Annotated in this window: 17 protein-coding genes; 14 read left to right on the plus strand and 3 right to left on the minus strand. The window is 38.7% G+C overall.

Annotated elements, in window-relative coordinates; translation table 11 throughout:
- Positions 1 to 208 precede the first annotated feature (208 nt).
- The 5 genes from NST97_RS18135 (at position 209) to NST97_RS18155 (ending at position 3,767) form a co-directional block, all read left to right on the plus strand.
- Positions 209 to 1,042 (plus strand): SPL family radical SAM protein, encoded by an 834-nt coding sequence (locus NST97_RS18135; protein ID WP_339194671.1) that lies wholly within the window; start codon positions 209 to 211, stop codon positions 1,040 to 1,042.
- A complete protein-coding gene (locus tag NST97_RS18140; protein WP_341343537.1) occupies positions 1,039 to 1,740 on the plus strand; it encodes a TatD family hydrolase in 702 nt (233 codons plus the stop codon). The genes NST97_RS18135 and NST97_RS18140 overlap by 4 nt, the downstream gene beginning before the upstream one ends.
- 76 nt (positions 1,741 to 1,816) lie before the next feature.
- A complete protein-coding gene (locus NST97_RS18145; RefSeq protein WP_063386644.1) occupies positions 1,817 to 2,725 on the plus strand; it encodes a fumarylacetoacetate hydrolase family protein in 909 nt (302 codons plus the stop codon).
- Between the two features lie 163 nt (positions 2,726 to 2,888).
- Positions 2,889 to 3,230 carry a YisL family protein gene (locus NST97_RS18150; RefSeq protein WP_063386645.1) on the plus strand — a complete coding sequence of 114 codons (342 nt, stop codon included), beginning with the start codon at positions 2,889 to 2,891 and terminating at the stop codon, positions 3,228 to 3,230.
- 255 nt (positions 3,231 to 3,485) lie between these two features.
- Positions 3,486 to 3,767, plus strand: a complete 282-nt coding sequence (locus NST97_RS18155; RefSeq protein WP_340734405.1) for an ATP-binding cassette domain-containing protein — start codon at positions 3,486 to 3,488, stop codon at positions 3,765 to 3,767.
- A 708-nt stretch (positions 3,768 to 4,475) separates the two neighbouring features.
- Here NST97_RS18155 and NST97_RS18160 read toward each other — a convergent pair.
- The gene (locus tag NST97_RS18160) at positions 4,476 to 5,009 is read right to left on the minus strand and encodes a DUF2777 family protein (RefSeq protein ID WP_066250595.1); all 534 of its coding nucleotides are present in this window, start codon (positions 5,007 to 5,009) and stop codon (positions 4,476 to 4,478) included.
- A gap of 137 nt (positions 5,010 to 5,146) precedes the next feature.
- Here NST97_RS18160 and asnB point away from each other — a divergent pair, with 137 nt between their 5' ends.
- The 3 genes from asnB to NST97_RS18175 all read left to right on the plus strand — a co-directional run bounded on the left by asnB (position 5,147) and on the right by NST97_RS18175 (position 10,139).
- Positions 5,147 to 6,991 carry an asparagine synthase (glutamine-hydrolyzing) gene (gene asnB, locus NST97_RS18165; protein WP_341343538.1) on the plus strand — a complete coding sequence of 615 codons (1,845 nt, stop codon included), beginning with the start codon at positions 5,147 to 5,149 and terminating at the stop codon, positions 6,989 to 6,991.
- Between the two features lie 801 nt (positions 6,992 to 7,792).
- On the plus strand, positions 7,793 to 9,223 hold the full coding sequence (locus NST97_RS18170) for an alpha-amylase family glycosyl hydrolase (protein ID WP_339211142.1): 1,431 nt from the start codon (positions 7,793 to 7,795) through the stop codon (positions 9,221 to 9,223).
- A 472-nt stretch (positions 9,224 to 9,695) separates the two neighbouring features.
- Positions 9,696 to 10,139, plus strand: coding sequence for a DUF1284 domain-containing protein (locus NST97_RS18175; protein WP_130158619.1), 444 nt, complete (start codon positions 9,696 to 9,698; stop codon positions 10,137 to 10,139).
- A 712-nt stretch (positions 10,140 to 10,851) separates the two neighbouring features.
- On the opposite strand, the gene NST97_RS18180 is transcribed toward NST97_RS18175, so the two are convergent.
- The gene (locus NST97_RS18180) at positions 10,852 to 11,907 is read right to left on the minus strand and encodes a lactonase family protein (protein ID WP_339211143.1); all 1,056 of its coding nucleotides are present in this window, start codon (positions 11,905 to 11,907) and stop codon (positions 10,852 to 10,854) included.
- Between the two features lie 172 nt (positions 11,908 to 12,079).
- Here NST97_RS18180 and NST97_RS18185 point away from each other — a divergent pair, with 172 nt between their 5' ends.
- The 3 genes from NST97_RS18185 to NST97_RS18195 all read left to right on the plus strand — a co-directional run bounded on the left by NST97_RS18185 (position 12,080) and on the right by NST97_RS18195 (position 20,292).
- The gene (locus NST97_RS18185) at positions 12,080 to 17,548 is read left to right on the plus strand and encodes a lamin tail domain-containing protein (RefSeq protein WP_341343539.1); all 5,469 of its coding nucleotides are present in this window, start codon (positions 12,080 to 12,082) and stop codon (positions 17,546 to 17,548) included.
- Positions 17,549 to 18,152: 604 nt separating this feature from the next.
- Positions 18,153 to 18,950, plus strand: coding sequence for an ATP-binding cassette domain-containing protein (locus tag NST97_RS18190; protein ID WP_066248413.1), 798 nt, complete (start codon positions 18,153 to 18,155; stop codon positions 18,948 to 18,950).
- Positions 18,898 to 20,292 carry a hypothetical protein gene (locus NST97_RS18195; RefSeq protein WP_339199114.1) on the plus strand — a complete coding sequence of 465 codons (1,395 nt, stop codon included), beginning with the start codon at positions 18,898 to 18,900 and terminating at the stop codon, positions 20,290 to 20,292. Before NST97_RS18190 ends, NST97_RS18195 begins: the two co-directional genes overlap by 53 nt.
- Before the next feature lie 916 nt (positions 20,293 to 21,208).
- Here the strand turns inward: NST97_RS18195 and NST97_RS18200 are convergent.
- Positions 21,209 to 22,078 carry an SDR family oxidoreductase gene (locus NST97_RS18200; RefSeq protein WP_066248403.1) on the minus strand — a complete coding sequence of 290 codons (870 nt, stop codon included), beginning with the start codon at positions 22,076 to 22,078 and terminating at the stop codon, positions 21,209 to 21,211.
- A gap of 195 nt (positions 22,079 to 22,273) precedes the next feature.
- On the opposite strand from NST97_RS18200, the gene NST97_RS18205 reads away from it, so the two are divergent.
- From NST97_RS18205 to NST97_RS18215, 3 genes are all read left to right on the plus strand, one after another.
- Positions 22,274 to 22,498, plus strand: a complete 225-nt coding sequence (locus tag NST97_RS18205; protein WP_339199117.1) for a hypothetical protein — start codon at positions 22,274 to 22,276, stop codon at positions 22,496 to 22,498.
- A gap of 97 nt (positions 22,499 to 22,595) precedes the next feature.
- Positions 22,596 to 23,711 carry an IS4 family transposase gene (locus NST97_RS18210; protein WP_341343540.1) on the plus strand — a complete coding sequence of 372 codons (1,116 nt, stop codon included), beginning with the start codon at positions 22,596 to 22,598 and terminating at the stop codon, positions 23,709 to 23,711.
- Positions 23,712 to 24,011: 300 nt separating this feature from the next.
- Positions 24,012 to 24,290: a GH36 C-terminal domain-containing protein gene (locus NST97_RS18215; protein WP_340881077.1), complete on the plus strand. Its 279-nt coding sequence runs from the start codon at positions 24,012 to 24,014 to the stop codon at positions 24,288 to 24,290.
- Positions 24,291 to 24,443: the final 153 nt, after the last annotated feature.

The following is a 24,443-nucleotide window of genomic DNA, read 5'->3' on the forward strand; positions in this document are numbered from 1 at the left end:
GATTGACAAGCGCAAATAGTTGTCCTTTTACAAATGGAGGTGTTTATCCCTCCATTTGTTTTTGTGGAGAACAGCTGTCCTTATCTTCACGGAAGCGGTAATGGCCGGTTTGCAAGCGGGCTGTCTGTGAACCTTGAGGCCGTTTTTCTTTTCAAAATTTTTTTCATTGAATGAGATAATCTTTTCGCTGCGGGAAAGGATGTAATGAATGGAAATTACCCGTAAAAATCCAAACTCGTTTTTAACGAAAACAAACGGCTATTTGCAAGGGTATTCGTACAGTTTAAATCCGTATGTCGGCTGTTCATACGGCTGCCATTATTGTTATGTACAAAAGCTTCCAGTCGCATTGTTTAAGAAAAAAGAGTGGGGAACATGGGTTGAAATAAAGGATGAAAAGCCAAACCAATTTTTAGGCGAATTGAAGCGGGCCAAGAAGAAAGGGAAAGTGACGATTTTCATGTCATCCTCAACAGACCCTTACCAGCCGCTGGAAGCGAAGGAATTACGAACAAGAAGGCTCCTTGAAGTGATAGCAGAAATGCCTCCGGACTTTTTATTTGTCCAGACGAGAAGCCCGCTTGTCACTAGAGATATTGATATCTTTCAAAAATTGGGGGATCGGGTGCTTGTCAGCATTACCATTGAAACGGACAGAGATGATGTGCGCAAAATTTTTTCTCCAAAGGCGCCGCCGATTCAAGCTAGGATCAATGCGCTTAAAAAACTAAATGAAGAGAACATTCCGTCACAGGCGGCAGTTTCTCCTGTACTGCCTTTTTCTCCGAATTTTACGAATCTATTACGGAATGCGACGAAACGAGTCTGTTTAGATGATTTCTTTTTAGGAGATGGAAGCGGCGGAAGACGATCACAGGCGCTCGGTTTGTCAAAGCTTTTTTCGCAAATTGGAGAAGAAGAATGGTTTTCCCCTGAAAACCTCGAATATGTGAAAGACTTATTTTTACATGTGTTTGCGAAAGATCAGCTGTTCATTTCTAGGCAAGGCTTCATTCCGCCCGATGGGAGTCATGAAGAATGATCGATTCTCATATTCATTTGGATCAATACGATCCAAAAACTATTGATGAGCAAATCAAAAAGTGGCAGGAAGCGGGCATTACTCATGTTGTGGCCGTTTCAACCGATTTAACATCCGCCTATAAAACGCTTGAATTGAAGCAAAAACATGAAGATTTTATTATAGCAGCTGCTGGCTTTCACCCTGAACAGGAGATTCTTGAAGAACGGGAGCTTGAAGAGCTTCTATCGCTGATTCGAACAGAGAGGGCGATTTCAGCTGTCGGGGAAATTGGTTTGCCGTATTATGAAAAAGAGCGATTATTTGCAAAGTATTCGGAACAAACTTATATAGATGTCTTGAAGGAATTTTTGAAAATCAGCGTTGAACATTCACTGCCAGTTGCCTTGCATGCAGTTCATGAAGATGCGGAAAAAGTTTTACATCTTTTGCAAAAACATCAAGTGAAAAAAGCGCATTTTCATTGGCTTAAAGCGGCATCATCTGTAGTGAAGGAAATTTGTAAACAACACTATTATATTTCTGTGACTCCGGAAGTTTGCTACCGCCTGCGCGATCAGCAGCTTGCTGAACAAGTTCCGATGGATCAGCTGCTTATTGAGACGGACGGCCCTTGGCGGTATGGGGGAGCGTTTAAAAATGTTGACACAACCCCGTTATTTTTTAAAGGAAATTTGCTGCAAATTGGCGAATATTAAAAAGAGGCCGCGTGAAGATATTGTGCGCACAACTGCAAATAATGCGAAAAAACTTTATCTTAATTGGGGGTAGAACATGAAGCTTGTCACTGCAAATATTCACGACAGAACGTTTATCGGACTAATTTTTAACGAAGATTCGGTTATTGATATTCAAAAAGCGGAACTGAAGCTTTATGAATCGGAAATATCGCCTGCATCGCTGCAAGCGTGCATTGAAATGGGTGAAAAATTTGTCCGCCATATTGAAGCATTACAGGAATGGGTTGCGAAGGAAAAAGAAAGGGAGACATATGTCTATCCGCTGTCAGCTGTTAAACTCCAAGCACCGATTCCACGACCGAAGAAAAACATTATGTGCGTCGGTAAAAACTACCGTGACCATGTTGCGGAAATGGGAAGCGAAAGTGATATTCCTTCCGATTTGATTCTGTTTTCCAAACCTTCAACTTCCGTTATTGCTCATGAAGGAGAAATTGATCCTCATCTTTATTTAACCGACGAACTTGATTATGAAGGGGAACTTGCAGTTGTCATTGGGAAAAAAGGAAAACAAATTCGCGAAGAAGAAGCCTATGACTACGTTTTTGGATATACGATCATCAATGATGTCACAGCAAGAGATTTGCAAGCTCGCCACAAACAATATTTTTTAGGAAAAAGCTTGGATACATCATGCCCGATGGGACCGTATATTGTACATAAATCGGCTGTTTCGAATCCACAGCATCTGTCTATCGAGACGAAAGTTAATGGCGAAATTCGGCAGCAAGCCAATACAAATCAAATGATTTTCCCGATTAAACGGATCATTTCTATCATTTCTCAAGGCATGACTCTTGAACCGGGAGATATCATTGCAACAGGTACACCTGCGGGAGTCGGAAAAGGCTTCAATCCGCCGAAATTATTAAAGCCTGGCGACACTGTCGAAATTACGGTAGAAGGAATTGGCACGTTGAGAAATAAAGTCAAGGAAATTTAATAGCGAAAGGACGGGCAAGAGTGAGCCCCTTTAATCTTTCGTTTTAGTGCGTCTTTGTCAATTTAGTGAAATCATTTTATTTATCATAGTAATTGCTATGTTTTTGGATGATCATTTGATATGATGAATGTGGACTTGCAAGTATAGATGGGGGAGGGCATTTATGACACATTTGCATATTACATCATGGGTCATTTTGCTGATTTTGTTTTTCATTGCGTTTGCCAAACCTTCAAAAGGTTTGCATATGGCTGTGCGAATCTTTTATTTAATCGTGTTGGCAACTGGACTTGAATTAATTTTCCGCTATAATGTGTTCAGCATGGCCAACTATGTAGGGGAATATGTCGCTAAAATTTTCCTTGCCATCGTTTTGATCGGGCTTATGGAAATGGTTTTGGGCAAAAAGAAGAGAAACGAATCGTCCAAAGGCATTTGGATCGGCTTTTGGATTGTGCTGATTCTCGTCATTTTGCTTGGATTTAGACTGCCTCTTACTTTTTAAAAAATATGTTGATGCAAAAATATAGGAGCGTATTTCGCAGGGGCTGTCTTAGAAAGTCAAATCGCCATTGAAAACAAAAAATCATAAACACCGATATATATCAACGTTTCTAAAACATTAATGGGGGCGTCAATAAGCCGTAAAAACGACTTATTAGACACCCCCCTATTATTTTTCTTTCTTGAATTTGACAATAAAACCAGCCTTAAAAAAACATCCAAATCCTATAATTATTAGAATTATTATATGGCCTATATGTTAAAAAATGTTTCTTATACTTTTAAACCGGGACAGGTTTACGGACTCTTTGGTAAAAACGGATCCGGTAAAACCATGCTACTTCGTACTTTAGCTGGATTAGTTATTCCTACTGAAGGTGAGGTTATAATTAATAATCAAGCATTACATAAAGATATATCCTTCCCCCAAAGCGTTGGGATCATTATAGAAAATATGGAGTTATTGCCACAGTATGATGCGTACACAAATCGGGGCTGTCCAGAAAGTCAAATCCCCATTGAAAACAAAAAATCATAAACACCGATATATCAACGTTTCTAAAACATTAATGGGGACGTCAATAAGCCGTAAAAACGACTTATTAGACACCCCCCTATTATTTTTCTTTCTTGAATTTGACAATAAAACCAGCCTTAAAAAAACATCCAAATCCTATAATTATTAGAATTATATGGCCTATATTTCATATCATCGATGGTTAATGAAAATAAAAAAGCTCCAAGCAAAATAAATGGAATAGCTAATAACCACCTCAAATTATGAAACTCTCCTTATCTCGTTTTTTATTAAGGCTTGAATATTAATTCGATATGAGTTCATTGAAACCTTGCTAATCGTCAAAAAGTTGGACGAAATTCCGCGGATTGGAAAAAAGTTTCAATGCAGGCGATGCCTTACGTTTACTTTCTTTTTGTAAATATCCTAATGTTTTAGGTTCATATTTTTGTTTTTATAAACATTTTTCTGTAGCGCAGTCTACATTGATGTTGGGCAGCCGGTCTGTTTCGCCCATCATTGAATAAATACTTAGCCACAGGATGACAATTCGAACGAATAGCATCTTTTTGAATATCCAGCATGATCAGGCTGCAGCTGTTTTTTATGTGTCTCCTTAAAAAATTTAAATGACTATTTCTGCACTCCCCCTATCAATTGCAAAGCTTTCATTACTCCGACTGTCTTAAAAGTACTTTTTAACTAAATCCTTTTTTCCTTGAATTGCAGTTATGAAATAGAGCTGACAAAGCTTCGTTCCCCTGTGCTTACAGTGAATTCAAACAGGTCTTTTTGTTTGTCTCCCCGATGGAAAAAATGCTGAACCGCACAAAGAGAATCCGTATTATCAAATATAAAAACAGAAGCGCCTTTCATCGGTTTGTTTCCATGGTGATACAACAATTGATTGTGGCAGTAGATGATGTCATAAACGGAAAAGGATAAAGCATTTAAATGGTGTACAAACATTATAAAGCTTTCATCATCCAATTCATTTAAAAAACAATGAAATGCATAGGGGAATGTCTTCTTGATTCGAATTTTTCCGCCTGACCGCAAGTATTCTTCCTTATTATGTCCAATATCAACCCATCGGCCGTTTTTCAAAAGTTCAATGTGCTGATCGTTTAAATCATCAAGAGAAATCTGTTCATCATCTTCATCATCGATCAAAATCGGTTTTGCTTGAAGCATTTCAACGGTTGCAGTCCGAAAACTCCTTTTTTGTTTATGGAGAAGGTCATTTTTTACGTCCGAAAACAATATGAACACCTCAATACTTTTTATTGATTGTTTTAGACAAAATGCTTTCTTTTTATACAAATGGGCAGGTAACATTGAACTTTTTTTGCATACAATAGCTACATCTTTCATGTTATAGATAGTGGGGTGATAAGCATATGTGTGGAATTGCTGGCTGGGTAAATTTTCAACAATCACTTTTCCAAAATACTGAAATAATGGAAGACATGATTGATACGTTAAGCAAAAGAGGGCCTGATGATACAAATATTTGGGGAAAGAAGCACGTATTGTTCGGGCATAAAAGACTTGTTGTCATTGACCCGGAATGCGGTCGACAGCCGATGACAAAACAAAAAGAAGATAATTCCTACACGATTTGTTATAACGGCGAGCTATACAATACGGAAGATATTCGCAAAGAATTATTGAAAAAAGGCTATACGTTTCGCGGCCACTCAGATACGGAAGTTCTTTTAGCTTCATACATGGAGTGGAAAGAAGAATGTGTGCACCATTTAAACGGAATTTATGCTTTTGCCGTTTGGGATTCAGCAGATGAAAAATTATTTATAGCACGCGACCGTCTTGGCGTTAAACCGCTCTTTTTTTATGAAAACAACGGTAATTTTCTGTTCGCTTCTGAAATAAAAGCCCTTTTAGCCAACCCTGAAGTCGATGCTTTGCTCGATCAGGAAGGGCTGCAAGAAATTATGGCGCTGGGGCCGTCGAGATCTCCCGGTTCAGGCGTTTTTAAAGGAATCGAAGAGCTTAGACCCGCCCATGCCCTAAGTTTTAATCGAGATGGCTTAAAAATATGGAGGTATTGGAACGTTAAAAGCCATCCGCATGAGGATTCTTTTGAAGAAACGGTCGAAAAAGTGCGTGAATTACTAATAGATGCCGTCACAAGACAGCTTGTCAGCGATGTTCCGCTATGCACGTTTTTATCGGGAGGATTGGATTCGAGCGCCATTACAGCGATTGCCGCCAGGACATTTGAAAAGGAAGGAAAGGGGCATCTTCATACTTATTCAATTGATTACGAAGGGAATTCTGAGTATTTTCAACAAAGCGAGTTTCAGCCGAATGCTGATGCCTACTGGATTCATTTAATGAAGGAATCTTTTCAAACCATTCATCACGAATGTATCATGACACAGGAAGAGCTTGTCTCATATTTGCAGGAAGCAGTTGAAGTCCGTGATCTTCCGGGGATGGCGGACGTCGATTCTTCACTTCTTTGGTTTTGCCGGCAAATTAATAAGGACTTTGTCGTGAGCTTGTCGGGAGAATGTGCGGACGAAATTTTCGGCGGATATCCGTGGTTTTATCGTCCTGAGGAATTGGCAAGAGAAGGATTTCCGTGGATTCGTTCATTAGATGAGCGGATCAAGCTGCTCCGGAACGATTGGCAAAAAAAGCTGAATATAAAAGAATATGCTTTAAGGCAATATGAAAAAACGATTGAAGAAACACCTGTTTTAGATGGAGAACCTGAAACGGAAAGAAAAAGGCGGGAGCTTTTTTACTTAAATATGATATGGTTTATGACAACATTGCTTGACCGAAAGGATCGCATGAGCATGGGGGCATCGCTTGAAGTGCGCGTTCCGTTTGCAGATCACCGGCTTGTCGAATACGTCTGGGATATTCCGTGGGAATGGAAACGATATGGCGATCGGGAAAAAGGCCTATTACGGAAAAGCTTAGAAGATCTTTTGCCGAAGGAGGTTGTCTACAGGAAAAAAAGCCCGTATCCGAAAACACATCATCCGAAATATACGAAGCTTGTAAAAGAACAGCTTGAAAACGTATTGGCCATGAAAGACTCCATATTGCACGAGCTTTTCGATGGGAATGCATTAAATAAATTAGTAGAGACAGACGGTGCATCTTTTCAACGCCCATGGTACGGACAGCTGATGACGGGACCGCAGCTGTTAGCCTATCTTTGGCAAATTCACATTTGGTTTGAAAAGTACCGGATTAATATCATTTGATGAATTTAGGGAAAATGAGGCTGTCTTAGAAAGTCAAATCGCCATTGAAAACAAAAAATCATAAACACCGATATATCAACGTTTCTAACACATTAATGGGGGCGTCAATAAGCCGTAAAAACGACTTATTAGACACCCCCCTTGCTTTTTATAATAAAGAAGGACAAACATGTTCAGCATGTTATAATGTTTTTTATAATGAAATTCAAAAATGATCTGCAAGGGGAGCGGGAGGGGAGAGATATATAAACATTTTGTAGAAACTGAATGATTCATCGGTAGAAAAAAGATTTTTATGAAAATGATGAACGTTTTCAAAAAATTTTCTAATGTCTAGGAATCAAGCAGGGAGAGAAGCTTACAATAAGATCCGAATTTGGCCTGGTACGTTTCATGTTGTAAGAGAATAGTTCAAGAAGATATGAATGAAAAATTAACTGACCTAACTTTTTGAATACGTTGACGAACTGTTTGATCGTGGCGCAATCCAGGCAAAATGATGTAGGTAACGCAATGATTTCAAACATGTAAACTTATTTTTCAGTTAGCATGGAAGGAATAAAGGCTCTTTCAAATGAAACGGGGATAAGCCAGCGAGTGATTCGCGAGGCTTATAAAGAAAAACTCATCGGAAAAGGGGATAAATCCCATCAAACATTACATACATTCGATGAGAAGATTGACAGCAAACCAAAACAGATGCAACACCGCTTGCCGATTTTGCGGAAGAGTTGAAGCGGCGAACTTAGATGAATTAAGCGACAAGCATGGATTTTGCTGACATAAGGAGGATTTTGACGAGTGAAAAAAGGATTGATCTTCATTTTGTGTGTTTCATTGCTTTTTTGTTTTTCAGCGACTGCTAGCGCTGTAAACTTGCAGGATGAGTCAATTTATCACGTAGCAGTTGACCGCTTTTACAATGGAACGACGGCCAATGACGGCGAAAGAAAGGGCGGTCTTGAACATTTTCTTGGGGGTGACTTGCAAGGGGTGATCAAAAAGCTGGATTACATAAAAGGAATGGGCTTTACAATCGTTTCATTATCACCAATATTTCAAAATGAGGCAAACGGCTTTCATGGGAAATGGGTGAAAGACTTTAAAAAAGTGGACGAGCATTTTGGAACAATGCAGGATTTAAAACAGCTGACAAAGGAAGCACATAAACGTGATCTAAAGGTCATGATAGATTTTGTTTTCGAAACAGGACCGAACCACCCTTGGCTGTCTGATCCAGCTAAAAAAGAATGGTTTGTTGAAGGAAGTACGACATTCGATGTTTCTCGCCCCGACGTTCAAGCATTTATAATCGATGTCGCTAAATGGTGGATCAAACAAAGTGATATTGACGGGTATCGGTTGATTGACGCGAATCGAACTGAACCTCAATTTTTAAAAAAAATGGCTGAAGAAGTTAAGTCTGTCAAAAAAGATTTCGTTTTAGTGGCAGATATTGGCGGGGGTGATCCGAATACATATCAAAACAGTGGAATCGATGCCGTGATGAATACCTATTTTGCGAAAAATGCGCAAAAATCATTTTCGAATGTGGATGAACCGCTTTCGGGATTGGACGGGTTTACGCAATCCAATCTGCCTGTCGTTTCGTTTTTAGATGACGAGGATATCGTTCGTTTTACAAGAAAAGCTGTTGAGAATGAAGCGTTTCCAGTGACAAGATTAAAACTTGCCTTGACGTATTTATATACTTTACCGGCTGTTCCTTTTGTTTATTACGGGACGGAGATTGCATTGGATGGCGGAAATGGAGCAGTCAATTATCGGATGATGGATTTTCGCACGAGCACCGAAATAGTCGAGTACATAACAAATTTAGCCGACATTCGCAAAATCCTGCCTTCTCTCCGAACAGGGCAATATCATTTGTTGTATGAAAAGGACGGCATGCTCGTTTATCAATTAAAAAGCGGTGATGAAACATCCATTATTGCCATTAACAACACATCGCAAACAAAAAGCGTAACGATCGGATTTCGATATTTGCCGGATAATCACGAATTGAGAGGGTATTTAAAAGGGGGAAGCATAAAAAGTTCAAAGGACGGATACACGATCACTTTGGAGCGGGAAACAGCGGAGATTTTTAAACTGGACGAACAAAAAGGCGCGAGCATCCCTTTTATTTCCATTTTGGTCGGAGTCCCAGTTTTGTTTATCCTTTTCTTATATGCCGCATATAAAAAAGGGAAGGGAAAACAGCCGTCGTAAAATGCAAAATAAAAAGCTGATCCCTTAAAGGTGCAAAAAAAGGACAAACTCGTCTTGATTTGCCATTTTTAAGCTGCTTCTATGTACACATAGGCTTTAAACAGGAATTTTTCAACTGAAAGCTTCGGAGCGGAAAGTTCGCCTATCACATCTTCCTTTTCATATTGAGATGTTGGAAAAGAAGCCTAATTCTTCCTTTTTGAACGCAAAAAAGCCCCTTCCTCATATCAAGACGCTGGAAAAGGAGCGGCTCCATTTAAAGTGGGTAAAACAATATTGATCAATGGATAACAGATTAGGAAAGAGGGCTTCTTATCAATAGCTTGTGAATTTGGAACAAGCTTTTGCTCGCTTTTTCGTTGTGACGCTTGTATTTTAATTTTAAAGGATGCAATGTTTTTTCACGTTTATGTTGTAGGCTGGTGCTTTTTCTCATAAGATGGGAGTAATAGAAAAAGGGGAGGAGAAATGTATGAAGCCGCTTCGCTTACGGGGGCATCATTTATTATGTGTGCACGGATTTCGCGGAATGGGATATAGTCCATCGTTTGTAGAGAAGATGTGGGAAGTAGTTACAAAAATTCGTGATGAAGAGCAAGACTTTCCCATTCAAGTCGTCTCTGCACTTGATGATGCGTGCATGGCATGTCCGCACCATGGAGAATCGACGTGCCAAGCGGATCCGAATTCAAATGAGCATGTGATTTCCATGGATCAAAAAGTAATCCGCCATTTAGGCATTGAAGAAAATGGGATTTACTTAAAATCGGAATTATTGGGGCTCACGGCCCAAAAAGTAGTCCCTGACGACTTAGATTACTTATGTGCGAATTGCTCCTGGCTTCCGCACGGTGTATGCAAAGAAGGCATCGCCAATGTCCGTAACGGGAATATTGCGCAAAAGGAAGCTAAGTAGCTTTTTACAGTTTTCGTCACTGCCCAATCTGTCAGTGTAGCTGATTGCGGCTTTTCAAAATTATTGGTGCATATTGGCGCAATCTTGTTGAAATTTTGTACTCTTTTTCGTCTTCGTCATCTTTTACATAATCCAAGTATTAGCGAAACCATGTTGAGATTTTGCTCCTGTTAAGCAGGAAATAACCTCTTCGTGGAAATAGCCGAGCGACAATTCGGCTATTCTAATTTTAAACACGGAGGGCTATGCTTCTTCACTATAATACTGCAAGCTTTGTAGAAAGCTGTTTCCGTTTCTTTTCTATAGGAATCATGAATGAAGATGTCATAAAGGTTTGCAACATTTGCTGTCCGATGGATCATAAGCGGTCAGCTTAAAAGAAGGGTGCTTCCATGACGATTTTTCTTTCGAGTTCGGGAATTGGATTAATAAGTTGGAGGAAAACTAGATTGTTTGAAACGCTCTGTATCGGACGACGATAAGATTTGAATTAATAAGTTGGAGGCAAACGGATTGAGCAGCACTTCACCGTTTTTATACTCTTTCACTAGGGATTCGCACTGTGATCGAAGTTGACCAACGCCAATAGGCTCCTAAATTAAAAGTCTGATGGAAGGTGCCATTTTTATAAAAATTTGAAAGGCTCGTCTTGTTTTAAAACAAGATGAGCCTTCTTTTCGTAAAGGTGAAAATAGATTGCAAAGACATTTTTTTAGCCTTGATGAAGAAATTTCACGCAAACCGGATCAGGCACGGAAATTTCTGATGGCAAGCGTGTCAATTTGCCGGTTTCAGGATCGCGTTCAAATAAGACGGCGTTGCTTGATTCTTGGTTTGTGGCGATCACAAATCTTTCTGTCGGATCGAGGACAAAGTCTCTTGGCCAATGGCCGCCGGTGCTTGTCCATTCAACAAATTCAAGCTTGCCCCCATCATTTTCTACCTTGAAAACAGCAATGCTGTCATGGCCGCGGTTAGCAGCATAAACGAACTTGCCGTCGGAAGAAATGTGAATGGCGCTGCCTTGGCTGTTTTCTGCAAAATCTTCCGGAATTGCTGGGATGTATTGCAGCTCTTGAAAGCTTCCTTCATCTGCATTATAAGAAAGAACGATCACTTCATTGCTTAATTCCGTCATCACGTAAGCGAATTTTCCGTTTGGATGAAAGACGATATGGCGAGGGCCGCTTCCAGGTTTAACAGAAAGGCTGCTCACCTTCTTTAAAACACCTTGATCACAAGAGTAGGTAATAATTTGGTCAATTCCTAAATCAACAGCTACAACATATTTTTCATCTGGTGTAAACCCCGAATAGTGAGCGTGCGGTTTTTCTTGCCTTTCAAGATTAGGGCCTGAACCTGTATGTTCTGCAACGCTTGCCGCTGGATTTGCGCTTTTGTCTTCATTCAGCAAGTAAGCCTCGATCGTTCCGCGATGGTAATTAGCGGTGACGACGAAATGGTTTGCTTTGTTGACGCTGACGTGGCACGGAGAAGGTCCTTCCGTCACTTGTCGGTTGATGCTTTGCAGATCGCCTGTTTGTTCGTCAATGGAAAAAACAGCAAGCCCCCCTGAATTTCTGTCTTTAACAACCGAATATAAATTTTGATTGTCTTTGGAAATCGCGACATATGTCGGATTGTCAAGCTCTGCTGCTACTTTAGCTTCACCAAGCTCTTTTTTCTCAGTGTCCAATGTAAATTTGTAAATGCCTTTGCTTTCACCTTTCGTATATGTACCGATATAACCGATGAATGGATTTGCCACGAAACATGCTCCTTTCAAATATACTTTTCTAGAATTATATCATGGAAATTCTCCTATTTTTCTATTTTAAAATGAACGAAAATTAGACGAAAATTTACAAATAATTAAAACCAACTAAATATTTCGATATTACAATAATTTGAGGTTAGAAAATTTTAGGGAGGTGTTTTATTTGAAAAAAAGAAAGAGACGCTCTATGCTGGCTGGAGCTTCCGCTGTTTTGCTTGTTCTTGTTTCCGTGTTAACACCGATACATACGTATGCAACAGCAACAGTTGCAGGAAACGCCGAGCAGCAGATGGAGGAACAAACGAAATCAACGGATAAACCAAATCAAGAACAACCGCTTCATCAAAATGACAGCGAGCCAAATGTTGAAGAAAACAACTCTCAGCAAAACGAAGTTCAACAGGACAAAAGTGATGAAAGACAGCCTGATGCAGCAAATGAAGAAATGAAAGAACCTGCAAAAGGAGGGGATCATCCATCTTTTCCGGTTAATGAAAGTGAACAAAAGCAGCAAAAACCAGAACAGCAAGATACTGATACAGTTCCCGAAACTTCAAAACAAGAACCAGAAGCAAATTCACAATCTACCCCCCAACTTGAACAGCAAGCTGTTACACTGCCACTGGAAATCGTTCATCAGCCACCGGCAGTCATTCAAAAAGGCCGGCCGCTTAAAATTGATGCGGAAGGAAAAGGTCTTGCGGAGTTGTCACTGTTTTATCGTACAGCACCGGGTATGCTTGTGAAAAGCATGAAAATGGAGAAAATAAATGATACAACCTTTACGGCAACTGTACCAGAAAGCGATTTATGGTCTTATGCTTTTACTTATTGGTTTGAAGGGAAAAATGAGACAGAAACAACAAGACTTCCAATAAATTCTTCTGAAACATTTTCAGTAGCTATTCAACAAGATGCGGAACCGGATTATCAAAAAGTTCCGAAAATCTTAATCACCGAACTGGCTCCAGACACGTCAAATGTCGGAAGTGCTGACGGATATGAATTTATTGAGCTTTACAACAATACCAACAAGCCGATTGAATTGCGAAATTATGAACTTCATTATCAATATCCGGGTACAGCAAAAGCCGATCAAGTTTTTCAATTTTCGGACAATCAAGTAATAGCTCCGCAAAAAACTTTCATTCTCTGGGTGAAAAATAGTTCTAATCAATCTTTAAGATTGGAAGATTTTAATCAATTTTACGGAACGAATTTGAAAGAAAGCGAAGTCCAAGCCTTGCCATTTGAAGGAATGGCTAACAGCGGCATCCGGGCATTAGCTGTTTATTCAAAGGATGGTTCATTAGTATCTGCAGCAGCATATAATGATGGAGCTGATGATGTTGAAAGAGATAAAGGAATCATTTATCAATTTACGGAAGAGACGAAAATGAAAAAAATTGGCTTAAGTGAAAAAGCTAATCCAGGTGCATTCATCGAAGGGCAAGTGCCGAAGACACCTGTCGCTATTGAAGAGCCTGATGACAAAGAAGCTCCTGTCATTACACATCAGCCAATAGCAGAATGGGAAAGCGAGGAGCCATTAATTGTAAAAGCTACAGTCACTGATAATAAAAAAGTCCGTTATGTCACATTATTTTATAAATTGACGGAAAATGGAGCATACAAATCCCTTCAAATGACTGAAAACGGAAATCAAAATGAATATAGGGCGGCGATTCCCAGTGCAGGCATGTGGGGAAGCGAACTCCTATATTACATAGAGGCATCAGATGGAACAAACACGGTCAAAACAGAGGAACACCATGTTCAACTCAAAACTCCCAATATTGATTATCAAAAAGCCCCAAAACTTCTCATTACTGAAGTAGTTCCGGACAGCGCCAATATAAATGGGTTGGACGGTTATGAATTTATTGAAATTTATAATAATACTAATCAGACTATTGATTTTAAAGACTATAAAATCCGTTATCGATATCCGCAGGAAGGTGCAGAATCCGATCTTATTTGGGGACCTCCTAATGATGATCAATCACTGCTAATTCCTTCAGGTGGGACGCTTGTATTTTGGATCATCAATCAAGGGAATGCATCGTTGGCTGTTGAAGATTTTAATAAACATTATGGTGTTTCGTTAGAAGAGAATAAAAACATTGTGAAAATTTATAATAACGGGATGGCCAACAGTAGTGCGAGATCATTAGTAATTGCCACAAACAGCGGAAAAGAAATTTCCGTTGCTCATTATAATGATCAGGTAAATATTGATGATACTAAAGAGGACAAAGGGATTTTGTACAAATATCCTGCGGATGGAAGCAATATAATGCAAAAAATTAGTGCCGGCGTTGAAGCGGCTACACCCGGATCGGTAAAAGACGGACAAACTCCGAAAGTGAAAGTAACTGTTCCAGCCGATTCAATGGCGCCAACTATTGAAAATTTAACAAATACTGAAAAAGCCATGGAAACGGATAATATTTTCATCAAAGCGGAAGTAAAAGATAATATCGAAGTCAAAACCGTTTCTTTATACTACCGGACAAAACTACAAGAACCATTTAAAAAAGTGAATTTAGAAGAAAACTATAATTCGAGATTATATGAACATACGATTTATTCGCCTGAATTAATTGGGAAAAATATAGTTGAGTATTACTTTGTCGCTGGCGATGGGACGAATATCCAAGAGTCTCCTCATTTTACGGTTCAAATTGAAAGTGCAAATAAGAAGCAGGGCTTGCGGTTAAACGTAGAAAACGGGCAAATTGTTTCCAAAGAAACCGTTGTGAAGGCAACAGGCGATCTTACACCTGAGGAGGTTTCCTTATATATTGATGGAGCAAAACAAACAAATACTTTCCGCACGATTGAATCAGACGTTTATTTTGCCTTTGATGTTCGTAAAACGAATCTTTATTTTCAAAACGGTGTGACGATCGGTAATGACATTTTGCGGATTTTCGATGACACCATTAATCAATATACAACAATTACGGTTCCGGTTTCGCCGGAAAGGCTGAAAATCGGGGAAGATTTATCAATTGCGATTAGGGCAGGCACAAAGGTCAGTCCGTTTGATGAAACATCTGAAGAAAACCGTGATGATTTTTATGTGAAAAATGTGCGCTTAGTTTTATCTGACGGCACGACGCTATACAGCAGCGAGCATCAAGATCCCGAACAGGAGATTTCCGTCGGCGACAGTGCCGGATTAAGCCCGGTTGTCGAATTTACGTTCGATATTCCGGATGAAAAATTTACATCCCTCGGCTACTTGTGGAACAGCGTAAATGAAGAAGACGGCGAGCATGAAGTGAAAGCAGTAGATCAAAAAGGGAATGAAGTGACATCGACGGTTATTGTCGATAACTCAAAGCCAATCATCAAACCAACAATTGAGGAAGGAAAAAAATATAAAGGATCTTTCGTGATTGATGCTGAAATTCAAGATAAATGGAGTAAAATTAGATCGATCACTGCCAAATTAGATGATCAATATATCGATCTTCCATTTGCAGCTTCGTCAGCACAGCTTCAATCAGGCAAACATCAACTTGTCATTACAGCTATTGATGAGGCAGGCAATGAAGGAAAAAGCGAAGTCACTTTCTATACAGTGGACGAACATCCGCTCTTTCCTGATTTTTTCGAAACAGATGAGGATGCTTTAAGTGCTAAATTGTCCGTAAGAGTGGCGGATCCGACAATGGACGATCTTGATGTATCTTTCTTTCAAGCTTTTCAGTATAAAGCATCAGATGAAGAACATGTAGATATTTTGCAAAATGCATCTGATACAGAACCGCCTGCTGGATTTCAAGTTGAAGGCGAAAAAGTTCTTTCGAAAGATGAACGCAGGAAGTTGGAAAACGCAGATGGCGAGGCGCTTGCAACAACATCAACTGAGCAGTTTCCGTATCATCGCTTCAACGTTACCGTTGATCAAAAAGTTGATGAAAATGATGAAATAGAACTTATTTGGAACGGTTCTTCATTGCCAGGACGAAAAGTGACGATGTATGCCTGGAACAATATAGAAAATAAATGGAAGGAAGTTGCTTCACAAACTGCCGGTGAAGAAAGATTTCAATTGAAAGGGAGCGTAATTGCGAAAGACTATGTGAAAAACCAAAAGGTGAGCGTGATCGTTCAAGACCAAATCGCGCAAACTATAGATTATGATTATACGTTTGTATGGATGAGCGATACGCAATATTATTCGGAAAGCTATCCACACATTTATCAAAAGCAAGTCGAATGGATTCGAGATCAAAAAGATAATCTCAATATTCAGTATGTATTTCATACAGGTGATCTAGTCGATGAAGCAGATGATCACAATCAATGGGCAGTGGCCGATCAAGCTATGAAAGTGCTAGATGATGCAGGAATCAGATATGGAGTTCTAGCCGGCAATCATGATGTTGGCCATAAAGACGGAAACTACAACAATTATTATCAATATTTCGGCGAAAATCGGTTTGCAGGTCGTGACTATTATGGAGGTTCTTATAAAAATAACCGCGGTCATTATGATTTAATTTCGGCGAACGGTAATGATTATATTATGGTGTATATGGGCTGGGGCGTTTCGGATGAAGATTTGGACTGGGTGAATTCGGTGCTTGAAAAGTATCCCGATCGGAAAGCAATTTTAGCATTCCATGAATATTTACTAGTCAGCGGAAACCGCAGCCCGATTGGAAATCAAATTTTTGAAAAAGTTGTTAAACCAAATAAAAATGTGATGGCGGTATTATGCGGACATTATCATGACAGCGAGACATTAGTCGATGAGATTGATGATAACGGAGATGGAGCGCCTGACCGAAAAGTATATCAAATACTTGCTGATTATCAAGGCGGTCCTGAGGGCGGCCAGGGCTATATCCGTTTGCTGCACTTCAATACAGATACGAATCAAATTTATGTAAAAACATATTCGCCTTATTTAGACGACTACAACTTTTACGATCCGGAACAGTATCCAGGAAAAGATGAATTTATCATTGAAACCGATTTACAACCGCAAGAGAAAAAAGTAGCAACAGATTCTTTTGTTGTCAACGTCTATACCGACAGCTTGATCGGCAAAGTCGAAAACGTTCCGAGCGGCGAAGTGGCCTCTGTCATGTGGCATGATTTAGAGCCAAACCAAGTGTATTATTGGTACACGGAAGCGGAAGATCAATTTGGCGGTAAAACGCGCTCATCGATTTGGTCTTTCCAAACGAAAGAAGGTGAAATTGTTCCAAATCCGGCTGATCCGGGAGAAGGCGGAAATGATCCGGAAAAAGACAACAGGGATAAAGGTGGTCAAGGCGATAAAACACCTTCCGAAGGTGGCAGCAAAGACAATAAAACACCTTCCGAAAGCGGCGGCCAAGAAAAAGATCAAGATCATTCGGGTAACGAAGTTCATCCTGAAAACGAAAATCATAATGGAAACAACGGTAGCGGATCAGGCGGCACAAATAATCCTTCTGGTACGGATGGAACTACGGATGGAACGAAATTTGAACAGGTGAGTGAGAATCAAGCTTCGGCATCACTTCCGGATACAGCAACGTACGTGTATCGCTGGCTGCTGATAGGCATGCTGCTGATAGCAATGGGAATGATGCTGAAGATTCGTCACCGCAAAGCTATTTACAAATAAAATAGGAAACCCCCAAAGCACATGTGCTTTGGGGGTTTCTTGGTGCGCCCGACATGGGTGTAATCTCTAGGATGAAAGTCCCGAGCTCTGAAGGCAGAAGCAGCAGTTAGCTTAACGCAAGGGTGTCCGTGGTGATACGGATTCTGATGGAAGCGGGCGGCAAACTTTGGGTCTCTTGCCTGAATAGTCAGCCGTCCTATGATTTTTTCCATTAAAAAATGACCATTTGAAAACTTCTTCTATATCTATTATGAAAAAACAATTTCTATAAAGTTTGTAAATGATCGGAAATTAAAATTGACAAAAAGAAAAAAGTATTGGTAAAATTACCAATGAATTGGAAAATTATATATAATATTCAAAAGAATGAAAGTGAAGTTTATAGTTTACAAAGAAAATAGATTTTTCCATTATTCATCGGGATAAGCAGTGGTTTTAGCACAAGTATCTTTATACAAAATAAAAGAACTATTTTCAGTTATTGTTGATCCCTAGACAGTGCATTTACGTGAAGAAAAAAGGATAGAAAACATGATCCCGTTTTCTCTCTTTCAATCTATCATAATTGAATGTTTCCAATCAACTGCAAAGCGGGGAATATAGAATGCTGTCATTATATATTCAACACAAGAGACACGGTGATGAATTTGAGCTGAAAAATATAGAAGTGACCATCATGCCTTCTCAAATCACATTATTATTAGGTCATAATGGGGCGGGGAAAACAACCATTATTAAATCACTCTTTGGATTAATGGATTATGTCGGTACTTTATCCGTAAATAACAAAAAGATTGATTTGAATGTTTCTGAAGATGTGGATTATTTGAAGAAAAATGTTTCCTATATTTCAGATGAGATTGCTCTTTTCGATTATTTGACGCCGAAAGAATACTTCTCTTTAATCGAAAACTCATTTAAACATCAGGTAGACCATCAGTTATTAGAAAAGCTTATAAAAATTTTTGAACTTGAAAGGTATCTGCATATACCGATAAGCAATTTATCTCATGGCAATAAGAAAAAAACACAAATTGTTTCACAGCTTTTTAAAGGAAGTGAATTTGTCATCTTTGACGAGCCGACGAACGGGCTGGATCCCGATATGGTCATTATCTTGCGGAAAACTCTTCATTTTTTAAAAACAAAAGGCATCGGGATTTTATTGTCCACCCATCACCTTAGTTTTGGGGAAGAATTGTACGACAAGGTTATTTTGCTTCGAAACGGAAAAGTAAAATTAAATTGTACGCGGGATCAAGTATTTGAGCAGTTTGGCAGAATGTCTTTGGAAGAAATATATGAAGAGGCAAACAAGGATTATTACTTGAAAGCAGAGGAGATTTTAAATGCCCCCGATGTTCGAGATAATAGCGAGGATCGAGATTCCGAAACAGGTTAAAAAAGCAAAAAATATCTTTTTGAACTACCCGACTCATTTATTGGCAGTTGTTTTAGGAGCGATTCTCCTTTATGTCGTATATGCCTTAATTTTATTTCAATATTTGGATTTCATTCCATTGAATAAGACAGACGCTTTTGATTCAATTTTGGTGTTCAGCATCTTATTGGCGTGTTTCCTTATGATATTTTCCAGAGAAAAGTTAAAAAGAAAGGAGTATGCCTTTTTCTTTTTAAACACTTCTATTAATGCGGGTCAATTTGTTGCGGGAAGCTATTTTTTGTTATATGTCTTTTTTAACATCTTCATTTTTTTCGCATTTTTGCCTTTGCTCATTTCTTTTTATATAAAACATATTCAAATACATATCTTTCATATTTTTCTAGTTCTTCTTTTGTTGTTTATTATTTTTTGGTTCATCCTGTTTATTTGGATTTTATCCTCTTTGATTGTCGGAAAATGGCTGGGCAGACATAAAGATGGACTTTATTTCAAATCATTATTATTTATGTCCATCATATGGGGGCTGCATTTTGTTTCTAAACATATGGCGGAGCGTATAGGAAATTTCGGCTTTCTGTTTTGGATCGGTTGTTTGGTCGCTCTTTTAATATTATGGATAGGGATAAAAAATTTATCGGGAAGGTATTTATTTGGTTTATTTCAGCAAAGCCATACAGGTAATTATCCTAAAAAAATAAAAAGCAAGGAATTTAAGCTTAATCATTACGTTATTCATTTTGTATTGGAAGCAATCTATTATTTTCGAAATCGACTTTTTGCGGAAATGGCTCTTATGTTCTCGATTCTCTATGCTCTCACCATAGGGGTTTATATTTTCTCGGATGCAATGACCTTTGCCATTGTATATTCATTTATTATGAATTTAGGTTTAAAAGAACTTATGATTGTTTTGCCTTTATGTATTGGGATGCATTTTAGGCAATATAATCTTTCCATATTTATGATCAATGCACCGGCTTCCGTCTATTTTTTTCCGAGAATATTCATGGCAATAGCAGTAAATTTTATGATTTATTTTTTATTTGTAGTTTTAAATTGTTTTATATTAAATCAAGATTTTCTTCCGCAATTAACCGGAATTTTTTCTATTTTTTTCGTTACAATGCTCTCAACCTTTGCCGGATTTATAGCGAGAATTCATGACGGGAATAAGGCTGTAGCGTTAATTATAATCCTTGTCATTGTGGCAATCATTGATTCTTTTTTACATTATTTCATTTCGCAAAGTTATTATATTGATTTTATATATGTTGCAGGCGGGATTTTTCTATACTTGATTTCTCAAAATATTTTTTTAAGAAGGCCTGTTTTCAAATGATAAAAGTGCTATTAGCAGTCTGGCCTCCAATTTTTCATGAGACGGGATATATCGCAATGAATTATAAAGAGGGGATGAAAAATATTGGACTTCGGCAAATAATCAATTTGAAGTATTTTTATGTAATATATTTCAATTATTTCAATTCTGAAATAAATTTGTGCATTTGCTCCAATGGCAGTGTCGATAGTATGAATAAATATGACTGACAGCTTTTTTGTGAAGATGTTATTTTTAACATCGTTATGTAATTTGCTCTTTTTGTCCTCAAATGGCCTGATGAAAAAAATTGTAAAAGCAATAGAAGAAATGAGGAAGATGTTATGACAACTTTCTTTAGAGCGCTTATGGGCGGAATCAGTTTAGTTTTTCTGTACGCTTTAATAGTTCTAATAACCCCTTTTATTATTCGGTTATCCGGCATCACCCACATTGAATCAAGTCCGAAGATTCTGAACCTTCCCTTATATGTCATCAAAATAGAGGGAAGTAAATTTGTAGCGGAAGCGACCTGGTTAGGCTTAATTCTTTCACTTGTAGCAGGCACGGCTTTTTATTACTTGGTTCATTTCTTTACAAGAAACAGATCCCGTTAATTCATAGAAGGAGCCGCTGAAGAGAGGGGCTTGTAAAAAATTTTGCTTATTTTTCACGACATACCGTCAAGCAAAATATTGAATGCCACGAAATTTTCTTCTTTACTTTGGATTTGAAAGCGATTGATGCAGTCTGTAGAATTTTCCAGGAATTAATAATCCAGTGGAATTCATTTATCAGCACCTGACAGGAGCGAACATGTATCGATGACTTTGTTTAGCATATTGATCTGGCCATGTGGATATTGCTCTCAGATATGCCAGAGCTATTTACAAATAGAAAAGCCCCAAAGTATTGGATTTTGGGGCCTTTTTGCAGATTAACCATTTACGATCGTGCCGCCGTTTACGTGGAGAATTTGCCCTGTCATATAAGTAGAATCGTCACTTGCTAAATATACATAAGCAGGCGCAACTTCCATCGGCTGTCCGGGCCGCTTCATCGCTGTGTTGGAGCCAAAAGAAGCTACTTTTGTACGATCAAAAGTAGAAGGGATGAGCGGTGTCCAAATGGGTCCTGGCGCTACACCGTTGACTCGAATGCCTTTAGGGGCCAATGATAAAGCAAGCGAACGGGTAAATGACGCAATGGCGCCTTTAGTTGCCGAATAATCAATGAGCTGTTCATTTCCATGATAGGCTGTAACAGATGTCGTATTTATGATCGTGCTGCCTGTCTTCATATGGGGAAGAACAGCCTTTGTCATGAAAAAGAACGAAAAAATATTGGTCCGAAACGTTCGTTCAAGCTGTTCTGCTGTAATGAATTCAATTCCTTGCTGCGGATGCTGCTCGGCTGCGTTGTTTACTAAAATATCCACTTTTCCAAATTGATCTTTTGCTCCTTTCACCGCTTGCTGGCAAAATGCTTCGTCGCCGAGATCGCCGGCTATTAAATGACATTTGCGCCCGAGCTGTTCAACATACCCTTTTGTTTCCTTTGCATCTTCATGCTCATTTAAGTAAATGATGGCCACATCGGCACCTTCTTTGGCAAACAGCACCGCAACCGCCCTCCCGATGCCGCTGTCGCCGCCGGTAATGACCGCTGTCTTTCCTGCAAGCTTTCCGCTGCCTTGATAAGAAGGATCATCAAAGATTGGTCTTGGATTCATAAACGATTCAATCCCCGGCTGCACATTTTGCTGTTGAGGCGGAAGTGTATTAGGCTGATTTTGCTGCTGAACCATAAAAACCTCCTCCTAAAACAAGTAAGTATATAGTTAGTATGGGAAGTTGGCGGGATAATAAACAAAAATTGATTATCGGTATATTTTAGAAAAAAATGATTTTTCAAAAATCTATTGATACTACAATCTGTTTTATGGTTATATTTAGGTGAAGTAACAGTATTTGGTTATAAAATAAAATGGAGAATATTTGATATGACATTTGGAAAAAGCGAACCGTTAATAACAAAATGGCTTTTGGGTGATGAAATGTTAATAATAAAGTGGCTTAAATGGAAATTAATGATAAGATGGAGAAATAAATCGGAGAATATAAAACTGATCCCTGATAAATATTTAGAAGGAAAGACATTATTTTTATTGAGTATCTTAAAAATCACTAGCATTGCAGTAATTAAATCTGATGATTCAAAATACTAAGAATGTTCAATTTTTTATTGATTTCGAAACAAAAAAATCCTTTACAATGGAAGTACAGGTGGTTCCTGTCCAAATCCAATCGTAAAGGATAACCATTATGGACAAGAATACACTAATTTCATCATTTGGTAAATGGGTTTCACCCATAAATATTCAAAAACTTAGCGAACAAGTCAAAGAATTGAAACAGGACTATTACACAAAAAAGCTGACAACAGAAGCCTATATTAAACTTTTATTGGTAGCCCAGCTGCTCGAATTTAAGAGCTTAGAGGAAATGAGTGATGCACTTGTAGACGAAGATCTTCAAAAAGCACTCGGATTTGAATCGATAAGTGCCTCTCAGCTATCCCGAAAAAACAATCAGATCAACCCACTAATTCTTGCAAATTTGTTCTTGGATCTTGTTTGGAAAATTCAACGGTACCATTATCAAAACGGAAAGAATATGCCACTGAAAATCATTGATTCAAGTACACTCCCGTTGAATTTGACCCATTATAAATGGGCAAAATTCCGTAAAACAAAAGCTGGTGTAAAGCTACACTTACGGCTCGTTTTCATGGATAAAGACACCGTCTATCCTGAAAAAGCAGTGATTACGACAGCAAAAGAACATGACCGAAATCAACTCGAAGTCCTAGTGGATGATAAAGAAGCCATGTATGTGTTTGACCGCGGTTATGTGGACTATGAACGTTTTGATCGGATGACAGATGATGGCTATTTCTTCGTTTCAAGACTGAAGAAAAACGCAGTCATTCGTGAAGTCTATACATTTTCACTTCCTGATGATTGTCACGTTCTATCCGATAAAATGGTCTACATTGGTACCACACAAAATCGTACTGAAAATGTCTATCGTCTACTAGAAGTTATGGACACAAAAGGGAACTTACTTCGTTTCATCACCAACCGATTTGATTTAAAACCAGAAGAGATAAGTGATATTTACCGATCTCGCTGGGCTATTGAACTCTTTTTCAAATGGCTCAAGCAACACGTAGAAATTAAGCACTTTTATGGAATGAGTGAAACAGCTATTCAAAATCAAATTTTCTTAGCCCTGATCACGTATTGCTTACATGTTCTCATTCAATTGGAGATGAAAAGTAAGAAATCCCTACTTCGAATTACTCGTTGGTTAAAGAGAGCTCTGTGGAAACCAGCTTATGTTTGGTTGCGAAAATTTGATGGGCGAGCCAGTCCATAATCTCCCTTTTGTCGTTGTCGCTCTGGTTTAACTGTATATATTTACCAAATGGGCAGTGCCACCTTTCTTTAGGTTTTGTCTTTTTGGCACAAATTCACAAAAATTAATTAACAGAAAATTCTAACTATATTTATGCAATGCTAATGCTTAAAAATATACTTATTTTTTCGATGAATCTCATCATTTTATATATTCTTTTTCAACTAATATCGCGAGATTATATCGAATAAAGATCATCGCAAATGGATTCAAAAAGGAACATTTTACCGCTTAATAAGCCCATTTGACGGGGACGGAAATGTGACGGCATGTATGGTTGTTTCAGAAGATCAAAAAGAAGCGTTTGTAGGTTACTACCAAGTGCTGGCAAAACCAAATCACGGATATTCCCGCATTCTGTTAAAAGGGTTAAATGGCGATTTTGAATATGAAATAAAAGGAGTCGAAAACACATTTTTTGGCGATGAACTGATGAACGTCGGCATTCAGCTGACGAACGATATCTTTGATGCCCGCTTCGGGGTCAATGAATCGGGCGATTTTTCTTCAAAACTCTTTAAGCTCAAAGCAAAAGAATGATAGAAACCGGGGCGCCTGCCTCGGTTTTTTCATCAGAGCCTCAAATACTTCCCCTTACACCCAGAAGGAGTGATGGATTTTTCCCGCAGGCTGGGGCATGGATCGGGGAGGAGTCAAATTGCCCAAAGTGCACAAAATCCGGGCAATTTGCAA

This window comes from Aeribacillus sp. FSL K6-1305 (assembly GCF_038050115.1).
GTDB classification, from domain to species: domain Bacteria; phylum Bacillota; class Bacilli; order Bacillales; family Aeribacillaceae; genus Aeribacillus; species Aeribacillus composti.

What these genes read in the sequence shown, in the direction of transcription:
- NST97_RS18135 (WP_339194671.1), top strand. Translation starts at nt 209, where the DNA reads ATGGAAATTACCCGTAAAAATCCAAACTCGTTTTTAACGAAAACAAAC.
- NST97_RS18140 (WP_341343537.1), top strand. Translation starts at nt 1,039, where the DNA reads ATGATCGATTCTCATATTCATTTGGATCAATACGATCCAAAAACTATT.
- NST97_RS18145 (WP_063386644.1), top strand. Translation starts at nt 1,817, where the DNA reads ATGAAGCTTGTCACTGCAAATATTCACGACAGAACGTTTATCGGACTA.
- NST97_RS18150 (WP_063386645.1), top strand. Translation starts at nt 2,889, where the DNA reads ATGACACATTTGCATATTACATCATGGGTCATTTTGCTGATTTTGTTT.
- NST97_RS18155 (WP_340734405.1), top strand. Translation starts at nt 3,486, where the DNA reads ATGTTAAAAAATGTTTCTTATACTTTTAAACCGGGACAGGTTTACGGA.
- asnB (WP_341343538.1), top strand. Translation starts at nt 5,147, where the DNA reads ATGTGTGGAATTGCTGGCTGGGTAAATTTTCAACAATCACTTTTCCAA.
- NST97_RS18175 (WP_130158619.1), top strand. Translation starts at nt 9,696, where the DNA reads ATGAAGCCGCTTCGCTTACGGGGGCATCATTTATTATGTGTGCACGGA.
- NST97_RS18190 (WP_066248413.1), top strand. Translation starts at nt 18,153, where the DNA reads ATGCTGTCATTATATATTCAACACAAGAGACACGGTGATGAATTTGAG.
- NST97_RS18195 (WP_339199114.1), top strand. Translation starts at nt 18,898, where the DNA reads ATGCCCCCGATGTTCGAGATAATAGCGAGGATCGAGATTCCGAAACAG.
- NST97_RS18200 (WP_066248403.1), bottom strand. Translation starts at nt 22,078, where the DNA reads ATGGTTCAGCAGCAAAATCAGCCTAATACACTTCCGCCTCAACAGCAA.
- NST97_RS18205 (WP_339199117.1), top strand. Translation starts at nt 22,274, where the DNA reads ATGACATTTGGAAAAAGCGAACCGTTAATAACAAAATGGCTTTTGGGT.
- NST97_RS18210 (WP_341343540.1), top strand. Translation starts at nt 22,596, where the DNA reads ATGGACAAGAATACACTAATTTCATCATTTGGTAAATGGGTTTCACCC.